The 16,015-nt window shown below is 39.6% G+C and carries 17 protein-coding genes and 1 riboswitch; of the genes, 10 read left to right on the top strand and 7 right to left on the bottom strand.

Annotated elements, in window-relative coordinates:
- Positions 1–37: 37 nt before the first annotated feature.
- From ACYQ03_RS05705 to ACYQ03_RS05720, 4 genes are all read left to right on the top strand, one after another.
- Complete coding sequence (locus ACYQ03_RS05705; protein WP_459908276.1) at positions 38–667, top strand: DUF502 domain-containing protein; 630 nt, start codon at positions 38–40, stop codon at positions 665–667.
- A 76-nt stretch (positions 668–743) separates the two neighbouring features.
- On the top strand, positions 744–1,175 hold the full coding sequence (locus tag ACYQ03_RS05710; protein ID WP_459908278.1) for a copper amine oxidase N-terminal domain-containing protein: 432 nt from the start codon (positions 744–746) through the stop codon (positions 1,173–1,175).
- Between the two features lie 217 nt (positions 1,176–1,392).
- Complete coding sequence (locus tag ACYQ03_RS05715; RefSeq protein WP_459908279.1) at positions 1,393–3,099, top strand: Na/Pi cotransporter family protein; 1,707 nt, start codon at positions 1,393–1,395, stop codon at positions 3,097–3,099.
- A 160-nt stretch (positions 3,100–3,259) separates the two neighbouring features.
- Positions 3,260–4,018 carry a M48 family metallopeptidase gene (locus ACYQ03_RS05720; protein WP_459908280.1) on the top strand — a complete coding sequence of 253 codons (759 nt, stop codon included), beginning with the start codon at positions 3,260–3,262 and terminating at the stop codon, positions 4,016–4,018.
- Here ACYQ03_RS05720 and ACYQ03_RS05725 read toward each other — a convergent pair.
- The gene (locus tag ACYQ03_RS05725) at positions 4,007–4,825 is read right to left on the bottom strand and encodes a hypothetical protein (protein ID WP_459908281.1); all 819 of its coding nucleotides are present in this window, start codon (positions 4,823–4,825) and stop codon (positions 4,007–4,009) included. The two genes, ACYQ03_RS05720 and ACYQ03_RS05725, sit on opposite strands and share 12 nt — an antisense overlap.
- A 213-nt stretch (positions 4,826–5,038) precedes the next feature.
- Between ACYQ03_RS05725 and ACYQ03_RS05730 the strand changes: the two genes are divergently transcribed.
- Positions 5,039–6,421: a sodium-dependent transporter gene (locus ACYQ03_RS05730; RefSeq protein WP_459908283.1), complete on the top strand. Its 1,383-nt coding sequence runs from the start codon at positions 5,039–5,041 to the stop codon at positions 6,419–6,421.
- Positions 6,422–6,443: 22 nt separating this feature from the next.
- Here the strand turns inward: ACYQ03_RS05730 and ACYQ03_RS05735 are convergent, their stop codons facing one another.
- The gene (locus ACYQ03_RS05735; RefSeq protein ID WP_459908285.1) at positions 6,444–7,148 is read right to left on the bottom strand and encodes a zinc dependent phospholipase C family protein; all 705 of its coding nucleotides are present in this window, start codon (positions 7,146–7,148) and stop codon (positions 6,444–6,446) included.
- A 186-nt stretch (positions 7,149–7,334) separates the two neighbouring features.
- Positions 7,335–7,462, top strand: a riboswitch (cyclic di-AMP (ydaO/yuaA leader).
- A 5-nt stretch (positions 7,463–7,467) separates the two neighbouring features.
- Here ACYQ03_RS05735 and ACYQ03_RS05740 point away from each other — a divergent pair.
- Positions 7,468–8,121, top strand: a complete 654-nt coding sequence (locus tag ACYQ03_RS05740; protein ID WP_459908287.1) for a C40 family peptidase — start codon at positions 7,468–7,470, stop codon at positions 8,119–8,121.
- A 156-nt stretch (positions 8,122–8,277) separates the two neighbouring features.
- Here ACYQ03_RS05740 and ACYQ03_RS05745 read toward each other — a convergent pair whose 3' ends face one another.
- The gene (locus tag ACYQ03_RS05745; RefSeq protein WP_459908289.1) at positions 8,278–9,669 is read right to left on the bottom strand and encodes an S-layer homology domain-containing protein; all 1,392 of its coding nucleotides are present in this window, start codon (positions 9,667–9,669) and stop codon (positions 8,278–8,280) included.
- Between the two features lie 263 nt (positions 9,670–9,932).
- On the opposite strand from ACYQ03_RS05745, the gene ACYQ03_RS05750 reads away from it, so the two are divergent.
- The 3 genes from ACYQ03_RS05750 to ACYQ03_RS05760 all read left to right on the top strand — a co-directional run bounded on the left by ACYQ03_RS05750 (position 9,933) and on the right by ACYQ03_RS05760 (position 11,823).
- Entirely contained in the window at positions 9,933–10,448 is a 516-nt protein-coding gene (locus ACYQ03_RS05750; protein ID WP_459908291.1) for a GerMN domain-containing protein, read from the top strand.
- Between the two features lie 125 nt (positions 10,449–10,573).
- Positions 10,574–11,185, top strand: coding sequence for a YigZ family protein (locus ACYQ03_RS05755; protein ID WP_459908293.1), 612 nt, complete (start codon positions 10,574–10,576; stop codon positions 11,183–11,185).
- A gap of 224 nt (positions 11,186–11,409) precedes the next feature.
- Positions 11,410–11,823, top strand: a complete 414-nt coding sequence (locus tag ACYQ03_RS05760; protein WP_459908295.1) for a metal-dependent transcriptional regulator — start codon at positions 11,410–11,412, stop codon at positions 11,821–11,823.
- A gap of 2 nt (positions 11,824–11,825) precedes the next feature.
- On the opposite strand, the gene ACYQ03_RS05765 is transcribed toward ACYQ03_RS05760, so the two are convergent.
- The 4 genes from ACYQ03_RS05765 to lgt all read right to left on the bottom strand — a co-directional run bounded on the left by ACYQ03_RS05765 (position 11,826) and on the right by lgt (position 15,350).
- A complete protein-coding gene (locus ACYQ03_RS05765; protein ID WP_459908296.1) occupies positions 11,826–13,214 on the bottom strand; it encodes a nucleoside recognition domain-containing protein in 1,389 nt (462 codons plus the stop codon).
- Entirely contained in the window at positions 13,192–13,986 is a 795-nt protein-coding gene (locus ACYQ03_RS05770; RefSeq protein WP_459908298.1) for a FeoB small GTPase domain-containing protein, read from the bottom strand. Before ACYQ03_RS05770 ends, ACYQ03_RS05765 begins: the two co-directional genes overlap by 23 nt.
- A 2-nt stretch (positions 13,987–13,988) precedes the next feature.
- On the bottom strand, positions 13,989–14,258 hold the full coding sequence (locus tag ACYQ03_RS05775; protein WP_459908300.1) for a FeoA family protein: 270 nt from the start codon (positions 14,256–14,258) through the stop codon (positions 13,989–13,991).
- A gap of 327 nt (positions 14,259–14,585) precedes the next feature.
- Positions 14,586–15,350 (bottom strand): prolipoprotein diacylglyceryl transferase, encoded by a 765-nt coding sequence (gene lgt, locus ACYQ03_RS05780; protein ID WP_459908302.1) that lies wholly within the window; start codon positions 15,348–15,350, stop codon positions 14,586–14,588.
- A 181-nt stretch (positions 15,351–15,531) separates the two neighbouring features.
- Between lgt and ACYQ03_RS05785 the strand changes: the two genes are divergently transcribed.
- Positions 15,532–15,915: a sirohydrochlorin chelatase gene (locus ACYQ03_RS05785; protein WP_459908304.1), complete on the top strand. Its 384-nt coding sequence runs from the start codon at positions 15,532–15,534 to the stop codon at positions 15,913–15,915.
- Positions 15,916–16,015 lie beyond the last annotated feature (100 nt).

Here is a 16,015-nt window from a genome sequence, read left to right on the forward strand (position 1 = left end):
ATTTGCTATATTTAACGAAAGTTCAGGTGTTGTGTCCATGCGAAAAATCTCAATCTATTTTGTAAAAGGATTATTGGTGTTATTACCGCTCCTTGGAACCTTTTATATTTTAGCCTTTATTTATGACAAAATTTCTGGGGTGGGTAGTGCCATCCTTTACCCTTTGGTGGGGCGGGATTTGCCGGGGATTGATTTTGTCTTTGTGATTTTAATGGTTACATTACTAGGTATGGTTGCTAACTGGTGGATATCGAAAAAAATATTAGCTCTCATCGAGGGTTTTATCTGTAGTATGCCTGGGGTTAAGAATATTTATAATACCCTGAAGGATGCCTTAAAATCCCTTGCAGGTGACAGTAAGAAATTTGATACTGTTGCCCTGGTAAAACTTAACGAAACTACACATAGGTTAGGCTTTTTGACTGTAAAGGAATCACCATTAAAAGATACGACTGGCAGGGAACTGTTGGGGGTTTATTTTCCTCAAACTTTACAGGTAGCAGGAGATATGTACTGGGTTCCCAAGGAAACTGTGACCATCGTGGATATACCCGTTGATCAGGCACTAAGGTTAATTATCTCTGGGGGGGCCACAGGTTCTGACCTTGAGATAAGAAGTAATCAATGGCAAGTAATATCCAAAGGAATCAGTAAGAAAACCATGTAAAATATTATTTTTTGTCAAAGAAGAGATACTTTTCTGACCCTTTGCTGAATATCTTAGTAGCAAAGGAGGGCAGAGGATGAAAATTAAGAATAAATATTTGCTTACTTTTTGTATGCTAGCATTATTAATAACAACTTTCATAGTTCCAGCACAGGCAGGTTATGACTATATAGATATTGTAATCAGGGGCGATTATTTGTTTACCGATGTTCCCCCGGTTATGTATGAGAACAGGGTTTTTGTTCCCATGCGAGCAATATTTGAGGCCTCAGGGGTTTCGGTCCAATGGAATCCGCATCTGGGAGAAATAACAGCGACAGATGGGCAAAACGTATTAATTATGTATATGGGAGCTTATGATGCCTACATTAATGGAGAGATTATCTATTTAGATGTACCCCCAGTGGTCATTTATGGTCGTACAATGGTACCCATTAGATTTATTGGAGAAACCCTTGGTTACCATGTCCAATGGGATGATTACACCCAGACAGTTTATTTAGACTAATTGGAAAAAACAATGACTAGGGTAAACCCCAGGTCATTGTTTTTTTAACAGGAAATATTTTCTGTAATATTATTTCGTAGTTTGACACTAATTGGTCAATGAATTAAAATATTATTAATTTTATATTAAGAACTCATAGCTTTTTACAAAAAGCGATTTATTTGCGCCTTAAATTTGTGATTTTTTTTTCAAGTTGATATAGAAAGGTGGGAGGTATATGTCCTGGCAATCAGCTCTATTAAGTATGGTCGGTGGAATGGGTCTGTTATTATATGGTATGTATGTTCTCAGTGAGGGTTTGCAAAAAATTGCTGGGAAAAAACTCCGGGAAGCCTTAACCAGTTTAACTAAAAATAGAATTATTGCCATGGGATTAGGGTCTCTGGTTACAATTTTATTTCAAAGTAGTACGGCAACCACAGTTATCTTGGTAAGTCTAACCAGTGCCTCTATTATTAGTTTAAGGCAAACTTTAGCCGTTATCTTAGGTTCAGATATTGGAACCACTGTAACAGCCCAATTAATTGCTCTTAAGGCAACAGAGATCTCTTTGCCCATCGTTGGAATTGGTGCCACCATTATTTTCTTTTCTAAGAAACATAAGCATAAGCGCATTGGTCAGGTATTAATTGGCTTTGGTTTACTATTTTTGGGTCTTAAAATAATGTCGGATACTATGTATCCCTTAAGAAACGACCCAGCCTTTGAAAAGTTACTATTACAGATGAGCGATAGGCCAATGTTGGCTATGGCTTTGGCTGCGGTATTTACCTTTTTGGTTCACAGTAGCGCAGCAACAATTGGTATTATTATGTTGCTGGCTATGCAACATATGATCACTTTAGAGCCTGCCATTTATATGCTATTTGGTGCAAACATAGGAACGGCCTTTACAGCTATTCTATCCAGCCTAGGTTCTTCGAGAGAATCTCAGCGGGTTGCAACAGCCCACCTGTTGTTTAAGGTGATAGGTGTATTGCTATTTATGCCCTTTGTTTCCCCGCTTGCAGTATTAATGACAAAGATTACAGCCAATGCAGGCTTTCAGGTAGCAAACGTTCATACCTTTTTTAATATTGCCATTGCAGTATTATTTGTACCCTTTATTTCCCAGTTTGCAAAGTTTTTGGAATATATTGTTCCTGATAAGAAAGAAGCTGGAGCGGAAGTTAAACCCAAGTATCTGGATGAGAGTCTATTTGGCAGTCCTGAACTGGCCATTGGTATGGCTACTAAAGAAATTATGCACATATCAGATCATGTAACTGATATGATGAAGGATATTTACCCACTTCTTAGAAACTTTGATCAAGATCTGGCTGAAAAATTACATCAGAAGGAACATCATATCGACGTCCTATCCACAGCCAGCAATAAATACCTAACACATTTGTTGCGTCAGCAGCTTTCTAAGGATGAGTTCAATAAAACAATGGGGCTGGTTCATATTGTTCGGGATTATGAATATATTGGAGATATTATTGAGAAGAATTTAATGTCCAAGGCGGCGAGCAAATATTTAAATAACTTGGATTTTTCCGAGGAAGGACACAAAGATATTCGAACCATGCATGATAAAATTCTAGAATTACTACATCTAGTGAATACATGCTTTGCTACCAATAGCTGTCAGCTGGCTGAAAAGGCTAGGGCACTGCAGGAAGAGGACATTGTTGATCTGGAGTTTCGTCTTAGGATGACCCATATTGCCCGGATGCAGAGAGGAGCTCAAGAGACCGAAAACACCAGTTTTATCCATATGGATGTCATCAATGCCTACCTGAGAATTAGTGAGCATCTAAAGAACATTGCCATGGCTTTGACCGATGAGGTATCTTGTACTTGGCATGATGAGGCACTAATATTAACCCCACCTTCAGAAATGTGGTCTAGCAGCGGTAATCACAATTCTGTAGAAAGGTAATATTTTATTAGAGTCAGCAACAAACCCTGTGTTAGGCGGCACAGGGTTTTGTTTTATATGTAAGACAATTTCTTTATAGTATTTTGTCATAGTTGTTAAAAGGTTAATATTAAGGTTTGAAGAATAATAAGACATATCAATTTAAAGGTGGGGGTATTAAGTGAAAACCAAAATTGATAAAACAAAACCACCTACTTCAGGCTTATCCCAAAAGTTAGCCATAAAACTGGGGAATCAAAAAATATTCTACCTGCTGCGGGAGAGTAATCGGGCAAAGAACGTCAACTTGAAAATTACTTTAGAACGAGGATTAGAGGTTGTGGTTCCTGCTCGTTATCCCTTGGAGTATATTGAGTCACTTCTCCGGGACAAGGAAGAATGGATATTACAAAAACTTTCTTTAATGTCCCAAAGGATTCAACAGAAAAAGGGAAACAGCCTGGAAGTAAGGCAGGCTGTAAGCTTCTTAGGCAACTCCTATCGTTTGGTTATGGTTTTTCAACAGGGTCGACCGGAGGTAGAATTGGTCAAAGATAAAATAATTGTTTTGCTACCTCAGGATCAGCAAGATAAAGTTGCCCAAATTCTGGAGAATTGGCTAAGGTATCAAGCTCGGAAAATTATTTTGCAAAGACTAGAAATAGCCGCAAAGAAGTTAGGCATTAAATATAATCAGGTGTTTATTAAAGATCAAAAAACCCGCTGGGGAAGTTGTTCCAGTAAGAGAAATTTGAATTTTAATTATAGACTGGTCATGGCACCTCTACCAGTTATCGATTACATAGTGGCCCACGAAATATGCCACCTAGTAGAGATGAATCATTCCAAAAAGTTTTGGACCCTGGTAGAGCGTATTTGTTCCGATTACAAGGTTCATCGAAAATGGTTAAAAGAACATGGCTCAGAATTAACCCTTTAATTTTACCTCAGCCAAGGGCTTATCTCTAGAGTCACAAAGGGTTTGTGTGGTTGCTTTATATTGACCCTGATCCATTTTATAGGTGGTTTTTAGTAACCCAATGGTGTCGGCATGGGATATGCCAATAACCCTTTGAATGGTAATTATTTCCTTGTTACCGTCATCATTATAATCTACCAGGCTATAATCTACTATAGGATCAACCCAAGTAGCAATGTTAGGTAACATATTTTCCATACCGCTGTACTGATCAGGGTCTAATTCAATGACAGATTTAAGGCCCGTTTCCTTATCTTCAAACTTCACATAAAAATCATCCATGTACTTAACCACAAATCTTTGAGCACTAGGCTCAAACTCATTATTATTGGCAAATATCTGCTGTAATTTTCTCTCGGATATTTTATATACATTCAGTCCTGTAGCCCCGGCACTACCACTGGACTGACGGTAAAAAAGGATTTCTTCCCTTTGGTCATTATCAATATCTGCAAATGCTATCTTTGCAAAGGAGAATAGGCCATCCTCATGGAAAAGCTTGATTTTTTCAACGCCTTCTATTACTAAGGACCAAGACTTAGGCATACCCTCTGGGGTCTCCTCAACATACAAAATAATTTTTTCTAGAGTCTTATCCCCGAAGATGTTTTTTTCTATGGTTTGTAATATATGAGTATTGGGTGTAGGAACAAAGGTAGCCTCCTTCGTCACTTGTTTTACCGGCTTAACTTCGGTATTTTGAAGGGAACAACCAGTCATTAAGATAATTTGAGCTACAATTAAAAACATCAAGGCGATTTTCTTCATTTCATTCTCCTATAATAAAAAGTCATATAAATATTTCATAGTCTAAGACGTAGCACTTACGAAAATGTTTCACTGGGAAATGGTGGATAAAGAGGCAAATCTACAATTATCTGAAATATTTAATAAACCTAGTACAACTTAAATGGATATATTAAAATATTGAAAGCGGAGTAGTAAAGAAAAAACTAATCGGCATTTGAGGAAGGACAATGTATGGTACAAGCTGAAAATGATAAAGCACAGTTATCTGGAAGAGAAGGTTTTGGAACTACATTAGGTGTCATAGCTGCAACCCTAGGCTCTGCAGTAGGACTTGGTAATATTTGGAAATTTCCTTATATTGCGGGTGAAAATGGTGGAGCCGCTTTTATTCTAATTTATCTTGCTTGTGTTTGTTTTATTGGCTTACCCGTTATGATTTCGGAATTTATTATTGGCCGAAGGGCTAACGCAACAAGTGTAGGGGCTTTTAAAAAATTAACACCAGGCACTCCCTGGTTTCTAACGGGATTGTCTGGTGTGATTTGCGCTTTCTTTATAATGTTTTACTATACCTCAGTGGCCGGTTGGGTTTTTGCTTACATTTTTAAAGCCCTTAACGGAAATATTGTAACTGGTGATCCTAAAATCGCCGAACAGATCTTTTCAGGATTTATTACCAGTGTTTGGCCGCCCTTAATCTGGCAGTGGATTGTGCTGTTTGTTACTGGGGCTATCATTTTAGCCGGAGTTAAAAATGGTATCGAACGAATAACCAAGACGCTATTACCCATTCTCTTTATTTTATTAATTATTTGTGTAGTACGAGCCCTAACTCTGCCTGGTGCTGCCGAAGGGATAGTTTTTTTATTTCGACCTGATTTTTCGAAAATTACCGAGGTAACTATTTTAGCAGCCATGGGTTTAGCTTTTTTTAAGCTTTCTGTTGGGTTAGGTGTTATGACCACCTATGGTAGCTATATTGGAAAAAGTGAAAATTTGATAGGGACTGGGATAAAGGTTGTTTTGGCAGATACACTTGTTTCCGTGCTGGCAGGCATGGCAATTTTTCCGGCAGTTTTTGCCTTCGGATTTAGTCCTGCTATGGGACCTTCTTTACTTTTTATTACTATTCCAATGGTTTTTAACTCCATGCCCTTTGGTCAGCTATTTTTAATTGTTTTCTTTGTTCTGGCCTCCATCGCTGCTATGGGCGCAATGATTTCTCTTTATAATTCCCCTGTGGCTTACCTAACAGAAGAAAGAGGTTGGTCTAGAATAACAGCAACTATATTTACAGGATTACTCATGGCAACGGTTGGGGGTACGGCGACCCTTTCCAATAGTCTGTTGGCCGATGTAAAGATATTTAACATGAACTTATTTAATTTTTATGGCTATCTAACTGATAATTTGATGATGCCTATTACTGGTTTGTTCATTGCTATTTTTGCAGGCTGGAAACTTACTAGGAGGGCGGTATTTGATGAAGTCACGAATTCTGGAAGTCTAAATAATAGATCAACCATAAGTTTTTACCTTTCTGCCATCCGCTATGTTTCCCCCATAGCCATTGTAATCATTATTCTAAATGGCTTAGGGTTTATTAAAATATAGTATTTTTCTCAAAATCCTCACCTTAACTAGGTGAGGATTTTTTTATACTTTGAAAATAAAATTCAAGAAATCCTGCGGTGACCCGTTGAGCCCGTTGCAGCAAAATCCCTGCAACCCTTTCAACTGGCACTTTTCCCTTGTGCTGAACTAATTCGGGTAGGTAATGGGAGGAGATCCTGGCATTTTCCTTTACCCAGCCACAGGCATGGGTTGAAACGTGATAAATGCCTTCTAACCTAACCACAAAGTCGTGGTAGTTTTCCCGGGACCAATCTTCAAAAAATTTATGACCACTAAGTACCAGACCACAGGCATGATGGGGCACACACAAGTCCTGCAAAATATGGCAGGCAGCACCTAAATAAAAAATAGATTTTTCCGGGCAGCCGGATCGCCAATATCTAATAGCACGTTCAAAGTAATACTGACATTCTGTCGGAGCATCAGGTCCATGCCAGAGCCCAGTATTCTTGGCATGAATGTAATAATGACTAATATTTTTAAAGCCCTGATCACTCCATTGGGATCCTCTGTTTAATATCTCCAAATGGGATTGCAACAATCGTCCTTCACTGTTCAAGCCGTCTTTCTTTAATATTTCAATGGCTTGTTGATTGCAAAAATCATGGGTATTGCGTGGCCTATCTGTTTTTATAATGACCTGAAAAGGTAAGGTTAAGGATAGCATGACCTTGGCACAATTCCAGGTGGCATGGGTTAAAGTCATAAAGTGTTCACCTGATTAAAGTTAATGAATAATATAAATGCTCAAAAACATTATTTCCATTCTTAAGGTAAAATATGAAAATAGTGGTGAACAGTAGGCGGGACTTAAGACTCAATCAGTCATTTTGACAAAAAAGTATTAACTTTTGGCAGGAAACTGGAAACATTCGCCGAATTTGTTAATAAAATATGAAAAACGCCTAATTTCATTGAAAACGGGGGAACCGTTCTAGTGGGGTGAACTACCTTTGGTAGCGGGTGAACTTTCTACCCGAATCCGTCAGCTAACTCCGTAGGCGTAGAAAGTGGGGATAACATCATTGTCGTTGCTTAAAAAGATGGTAGTTCTGGCCGCCTCTGTGTGCCTGGCCACAGTGGTCTGGACTGGTGCTGCAGATGCAGCCCAGGTGACTGTACAAAAGGGTGATACCTTGTGGACCATAGCTAATCGTAACGGAACATCGGTGGAGAACGTTAAACAACTGAATAAATTGAGTAGTGATAATTTACAAATTGGTCAGGTCTTAGAGGTCCCTGATCCATCAACTAATCAAGCAGTGAGACCTCGCACAGAAGAATCCCAGACTTCTTCTAGGGGTGTTGTAGACCGTGCCATAGCTGTTTTGGATTATGCCAAGCAGTATATCGGTGTAGGATACCGTTCTGGTGGAGAAAGCCCTGCAGGCTTTGATTGCTCGGGTTATGTACGTTATGTCTTTAAAAACTTCGGTTTTGATTTAGTTCATACCGCTGCAGGTCAATATAATGCAGGTATGGCCATTAGTAAAGGTAATTTACGTCCTGGTGATCTAGTGTTCTTTAATACTGGTGGGTATGGGATTAACCATTCTGGTATTTATATAGGGAACAGTCAATTTATTCATGCATCTTCCTCCCGCGGTATTCGTATCGATTCTTTGTCCGATAAATACTGGTCTCCCAAGTATCGCGGTGCCAACAGAATATTAAAGTAAATAGGAAAAGCCCTGGATGTGGTGATCCGGGGCTTTTTTATGGTAAATTTAGTTTTCAGCCACCAGCCTTCAGTTATAAGAGAACCTTGGTAAGAGTGTGCCATGAACCATGGCCAGTCGAAACGAAAAGGCACCCCACAGGGTGCCTTTGTCAGTTTAATCTTCAAAAGTAAATTCTATGGCGTCATCTTCCTCAATTTCGAAGCCCTTAACGATATCTTCTTCAAACCAGACAGTGTATTCTTCACCATCTTCTAAGCTGTCATCATTGTCCAGGGTAAGGGTTAACTTACTGCCGCTGATACTGGCAGCATCAATATCCAGTTCGGTATTCCCATCCATTACATGAATTCCGTCACCATTGGTGGAGAAATCAGTACCCTTATTAATTGTCTGGTTAAATTTAATAACAACTGTGGTATCATTGGATGCTGATACCTCATCTACATCTAATTCAACAGCCTCGGAGATAAAGGACCATTCTCCTTTTTTAATTCCATCGAAGGTATTGTCATCTTCATCAGCTTCTACAAGAATACCGCTATTAAAGGTAATACAATACCTAGTGTTGGCATCAAGTTCCTCATTGTCATCCAATTTAACCACCAGTTCGTCCTCATTTTTGGTGAAGACAACGGCGTATTCTAGATCAGCATCAACCCATCTACCATTACTATACTCATAAATGTTCACTGCATCAGCTAAATCCTCGAGGTCTTTGCCATCTGCATAGTCCATATCTTCTTCAAAGTTAATGGTGAACTCTTTGGTATCAACATCAATCTTAGCATTATGGGCAGGGGTTAACTTATCAATGTAGTCCTTAGTTTGTTCTTCTTCATCAGTGACATCGTCTAGATCAGAGACGTCAATAAAACGACTGACCATAACCGCGAACTCACCTCTGGAAATGGGCTTAAAGGGATTTAGGTAGCCATCGGGGGTACCTTTCATAATGCCTTTGTTATACATGGCAGCGGCATAATATAATTCGTCTTTGTTTAGTTGGTTAGCATCCTTAGCAAAGGCAAGTAGCTCATTAAGAGAGACATTCTCATCACCGGAAGCGCGGCTTAACCACATGGCTACTTCTATGCGAGTGGCTGGTTTATTGCCAATCCATTTAGATAATTCCCAATCTGCAAGGATACCAGCATCGTAGGCTTGCAGCGGAGCCACACCCATCCAACTGGGGAAGAGTTTCTTAATTAATTCTGCTTTGTCAGTATTAGTTTCTTTATGGTCTACCACTCTCATAATAATGGCTATTGCTTCGTTTTTTGATACAGATTGCTGAGGTTTAAAGTTATTATCCTCATAACCCTTCATAATTCCCTTTAATTGTAGTTCTTCAATTTCACACTGGGCCCAGTGGTTCTTCACATCTTTAAAATTGGAGGTGTAGGTGTATTGCACGAGCTTCTTTTGTAAGCCAGGTGGTACTTTATTTCCCTTTTTTCCATTGTCAGCCCACGCGGCCCCAGATAATAGTGTTGAACACATACAAATAGTAAGTAAAGTAGCTGTAAATTTAGTAATCTTTTTCAAAACGATTCTCCTTTCAACGGTCCTTTTCAGTGAACCATTATTGGGGCGCCTCCAATAACTGGTGTTCTCTTTGTTTTATAATACGAGATAGACTATTATAAATTAGGGGGTACCTGTTAAAAACATTAAGTTCATGTGACAAAACTGAGGGCCCATCGTCATATCTATAAAAGAGGTCAGTATAGATCTTTTTACTGGTATTTTTATGAACAGTATGTTAAACTTTGACTGATTTGCAAACTATTTAGTAGGGAGGCAAACATATGAAGAGAACTGTTTTTTATTTGATGCTCATCCTGTCTTTGATCTTCACGGGTTGCGCTAGTAATACAAAGGACCAGCAGCCTCAAAATCAAATCGGGACCCAATCCCAAGCTCCGGCAAAGGAAAAAGTAAAAGTTACCTTATATTTTGCCAATGACAATGCTGATGCTTTAGTACCAGTGGAACGGGAAATTGATAAACCCAGTGACATGGTAGTTGCTCTAGTCAACGAGCTTAAAAAACCGGATAAATATGCAGCAGTTCTTCCCCAGGGAACTGAACTTATCGGCTACAAAGCCGAAGGAGACACCTTGATCCTTAACTTTAATCAGTCCTTTGTCAATTTACAGGGTTCCACCGGAGAGTTTATTACAGTAAATTCACTGGTAAACACTCTGACGGAATTGCAGCAATACAAAAAAGTAAAATTGCTGGTTGAGCAAAAGCCCCTGGAAACTGGTCATGCTATCTACGATCAGCCTCTATCGAGAAATGAAAGTATCATCCAGAAATAAAACTAACAACCTGTTATATTGTGTTAACAGCAGAAGAATCACTGTCAATAACATGGTGATTCTTCTTTGTTATCTAACAGGTAATAATTATATTAAAATCGTCTAAGTAGAAAGAAGTGTAAGGATTGTTTAGTTATAAAACTGTTGGCCAAGAAGCAACTGTGGAAACGGTTATTAAAAAATCAAGGTTCATTGCCCATGTTCAGTCAATACAGGCTGAAGAAGAAGCAAATGAATTTATTCGTAGTGTGAGCAAGGTACATCGGGAGGCTACCCATAATGTATATGCATATCGCCTTTCCGACCAGGCTGAGAAATGCAGTGACGATGGGGAACCAAGCGGAACCGCAGGAAAACCAGTTTTGAGTGTGCTAAAGGGAGCAGAATTATATCGGGTAGTGGTTGTGGTTACCCGTTATTATGGAGGTACTTTACTTGGGGCCGGTGGTTTAGTCAGAGCCTATACCCAATCTGCCAGTCAGGGAATTGCTGAGGCAGGTGTGGTAACAAGAATATTGTGCCAGCGTTTACAGGTAGAATTTGAGATGCCTTTGTTTGGCTTAATTAAAAAGGTGATTGAACAGTCAAGTGCTAAGATTTTGCAGATAGCTGTTACGGATAGGGCTATGATTGTGGCTCGGCTACCCTTAACTGAAGTGGAAAGGCTAGAGACCCAGTTAATAGAGGTCTCAGCGGGGAAAGTCATTGTGAAGAAAATGGAACAGGAATATGTGTAATAAAAATTAAGGCCTGATGCTTAGCGTAAGCACCGGGCCTTAATTTTTAACCATTTTCCAGCAAATTGATGTAAAGCACCTGTTTTTAAACGTAGGAATTATTAAAGTGTTGATAATACTGCCATATCATGTTGGGTTGATTGAGGTAATCTTTGATCAAAAAAAGTAAAAAGAAAGGTATAATTCTCTTTTGCTTCTATATTTTAAAAAGAGGGGGTGTTTTTATGTTGTCTCCCAGCTTGGAAGATTATCTGGAAGAAATTTACCGTCTTAGTCAAAATGGTCAAGCAGTACGGGTTACAGATATTGCAGCCTGCCTTACTGTCAGCTTGCCTTCCGTCACTAGGGCCTTGCAGAAGCTAAATGAAAGCCAATACATTCATTATCGTCCCTACAAGGACATTGTCCTTACAAACAAAGGCAAAGAATTAGGTCATTTTTTAGTGGAACGAAATAGGATCATACGAGAATTTTTACGCTTAATTGGATCCCAGTGCGATGTTGCCGCGGAGGCTGAGGCAATGGAGCACTACCTTTCCTTACCCACCTTAACGGCTATAGTTAACTTTGTTAAATTTACCGAACAACATCCTTCCTGGTTAGACAATTTTAAAGAATTCAGCAGTGGAACTTATTAAACCTAACTCAGTAACCTAGCCAACTGAGCAACTGAAAAACATACTGTGCAAGCAATGGAAAGAGGGATGATGGTGGCCAGTACAGTCCATTTAATACTGCCAGATTCACGCCAGATGGTCCAGATTGTTGTGCTACAGGGATAGTGCAATAATGAGAAGAGCATCATGCAAATCACAGTGAGCCAGGTCCAACCGTGTTCAACCACAAACAATTGATGTAAAGCTGAAAGACTGTTTAATTCAATCATAGAACCTGTAGCCATATAACTCATAATAAGAATAGGCAGAACAATTTCATTGGCAGTTATGCCAAGAACAAAAGCTGCTAAAATATAACCGTCCAAGCCAATGAGTTGGCCAAAGGGATTTAGGAAATTGGCACCGTGGGTAAGGATACTAGATTCCCCCACATTGATATTTGCCAGTAGCCAGGTAATGGCTCCAGCTGGGGCAGCTACAGCAACCGCCCTTCCCAGTACAAATAAAGTTCGATCAAAGATGGAGCGGATAATAATCCGACCCAGTTGAGGTTTACGGTAGGGAGGTAGTTCCAGAGTAAAGGTCGAAGGAACTCCCTTTAAAAGGGTGCGGGACAGCCCCCAGGATACCAGTAGGGTCATAAATATTCCTAACAACACTACACCTACTACAATGGATGTGGCACCGAATGAGGTATGAGTGCCCAAAACCAGTAGACTGGCTAGGGCGATTAAGGTTGGAAAACGGCCGTTGCAGGGAACAAAATTATTGGTTAATATAGCAATTAACCGTTCCCGGGGAGATTCAATAATTCTGCAGGCAATAATGCCCGCAGCATTACAACCAAATCCCATACTCATGGTCAGTGCTTGCTTTCCATGGGCTCCAGCCATTTTAAAAAAACGATCTAAATTAAAAGCAATACGAGGTAAGTAGCCAGTATCCTCCAGGAAAGTAAAACAGGGAAAAAAGATGGCCATGGGGGGAAGAATAACTGCAATAACCCAAGCCATACATCGATAGACACCCTCTACAAAGAGTCCATTAACCCAGCTAGGTGCACCTAGATAGTTGCATAAAATAGTTAATTTAGTCTGACCCCAGAAAAGCATCGAAGCAATAACTTCCGATGGATAATTTGCCCCGGTTACCGTGAGCCAAAAAATAAGACATAACAATAAAAGCATAGAAGGAAAGCCCCAGGTCCGAGAGGTTAGCACATCATCCAATTTTTGATCCCAATCTACACCGCTGTTTTTGGCCTGGGAAACTACACGTTGACAGATTATTTCAGCTTGACAATAAATCTGGCTAACAACAGTATCTGAGATGTTTAATGACCTTTTTGGGTTTAAGGAATTAACTTCTTGTAAGATTTGTTCCAGCTTCTTAGACAAAGGCAATTGGTTCATGAAGAATAGCTCCTTCCCCTGGTAAAGAGTCTTTTTGAAGCACCCAGTTATATAAGGTATTAATCACGGTTTGGTCCTGTTCTAGCAAACGAAGTGCCAGCCAGCGGGTATTGAATTCTTGACCAACTAGATCAATAATAGCAGGCTCAAGTTTTTTGATGCTTTCTTCAATTAAGGGAGTATATTGAACGATATAGGGTGTAGGCACAATCATACCCCTGACAATTTTAGACATTACATCTAATAGTTGTGGTATTCCAATACCGTCCCGGGCGATCGTAGGAACTACAGGGACTCCTAATTCGGAGGACAACATATCAATGTTGACATAAATGTTTTTTCGTTTTGCTTCATCTATCAAATTTACACAGACCACCACATTGGAAGTGATTTCAAGAATTTGTAAAGCCAAGTTCATATTTCGCTCTAAACAGGTAGCATCCAGTACAATTACAGTGGCGTCCGGTTTACCAAAACATAGATATTCTCTTGCCACTTGTTCCTCAGGTGAATTAGCTAACAGGGAGTAGATACCAGGCAAATCAATTAAATTATACTTTAGGCCATCGTGTAGAAATTTTCCTTCAGACCGCAATACAGTTTTACCAGGCCAATTGCCCGTATGCTGTTTTAACCCAGTTAGTCTGTTAAAAAGGGTGGTTTTGCCCGTGTTTGGATTGCCAGCTAGAGCTATTTCGTATTGAAACCTAGCTTTGGCTTCACGCAAATCTTTTTTTATGCTGGTACCACAGGATTGATAAGTTAATCCCATTGTTACTCCTCCTTAATATGGACCAAAATTTTTGAACCCTCCTCCTGACGGAATGCAATAACTGCTCCTCGAATCTTATAAGCTCTCGGATCACCCGAAGGGCTAACCCGAAGGGCTGCCACCGTCGTTCCAGGAACTAACCCTAGATCCATCATTCTACGACGGATCAAGCCGTCTGCAAGAATAGAGTTAACAATGGCTTCTTTACCAATAGGTAAATCATGAAGACAAATAATATTTGGCTCAGAAAAATTGGGAGGGGTATTGTTCATGGTTAATTCCTCCTAACATTGTTGTTAGATGTGATTAACTAAATTAGCTCTGGCTAACAATTGGACAAAGAAAAGAATAATGCAGATTCTTTCTCAACCATATAGTTAGGTGTGACTAACTTATCTCAAGATCTATCATCATGCTATGTGGCTTAGTAGAGATGTGTTACAAAACAATACATAATGAATAATGAAAAAAAGTCTGGTCTTGTCTCTAGCGAATTAGTGCAAATTTTAGCCATTCCTGTTACTTCTCTCAGCCGGTATTTTATTTACAAAGGTGAAGATTAAACAAACTTCTTCAAAAGGAAACGCAAAACCCTTTCATTAAGGAGTTTTGCGTTTCCCTTTTCTCGGATATTTTCCGAGGTAGATATAGCCGATAACTGCCACTAGTAGAAAAATTAGGCTGACCATCTGGGCGGCCCTTAGAGGGCCAAACATTAAACTATCTGTTCGTAGAGCTTCGATAAAGAAGCGGCCTACGGAATACAGGCCAAGATAGATCATAAACAATTGTCCGTAGGCAGTGGTCTTTTTTCGTCGGAATATTAAAATGATAAAAACCAGCAGGTTCCAGAGGGATTCGTATAAAAAAGTGGGATGTCGGTAGGCTCCGTCAATGTACATAGCCCAGGGTAGATCTGTGGGGTAGCCGTAGGCCTCCTGGTTAAAAAAGTTACCCCAGCGGCCGATGGCTTGTCCCAGCGGAAAACTGGGAGCAACAATATCTGCAATTTGCCAAAAGTGCAAGCCACGTATCCGGGTAAAAAGGTAACCTGTAATGATAGCAGTGATTAGCCCACCGTGGATAGCTAAACCACCGTGCCATATTTTGAGGATTTCACTGAGGTTTTGTCCGTAGTAGTCCCATTCAAAAATAACATAATACAGCCTAGCACCCAGCCAGGAGAGGGGTGCACAGATTAATACCATATCAAGGATATCATCTTCTTTAACCCCTACCCGTTGAGCCTCACGAATCGCTAGCCAAGTACCAAGCAATACTGCTATCATCATTAAAACCCCATACCAACGAATTGTGATGGGTCCCCAAGCAAAAAAGATGGGGTCTACTGCTAAATGGGTCAAGTTTTGGTCATCCTTTCCGAAAATCTAAACAATGCCATTATTATACCCGCAATTTTTGTTTTCGTAAATTTTTATAGAAAATTGTTTATCCTTGTATTACTGGGACTCTTATACTATAATTTTTCTGTTAGCCATTTAGCTAAATCTTATGGCAAAATGCTAAAGACTAAGGGGGACTGGCATGCAAAAGGGCGTGCTTATATTAGGACATGGGAGTCGATTTCCAGAAGCAAACCAGGAGATTTTCGGTATAACCCAGCTGGTTAAGGCCGAAGGAATAGATGCTATAGTAGAGACTTGTTTTCTGCAGTTTGGTGAACCAACCTTGTCTCAAATGGTAAAGGAAATGAATCGACAAGGGGTGAGGGAGATCATAGTTGTACCCTTGCTATTAACAGTGGGAAGCCATATCCAACAGGATCTACCAGAAAGATTACAAGAACAAAAAAAGCTATTCCCCCATATTACCTTTCAATTGGCACCCCACTTAGGGGTAGATAGGAGAATTGCAGAGGTTGTTTTGGATCGCGTAAACCAAAGTAAGGAAATAGGGTTGGGAAATTAAAGATAAATTAAAGACATTATCAATATTCTATTGTATGTGATCATATTAGTGATAAAATTAACAAAGGTAATTTTTTAAAAGATGGACAAGATTTAGGTAC

It is taken from the genome of Desulfotomaculum defluvii, from assembly GCF_054657375.1.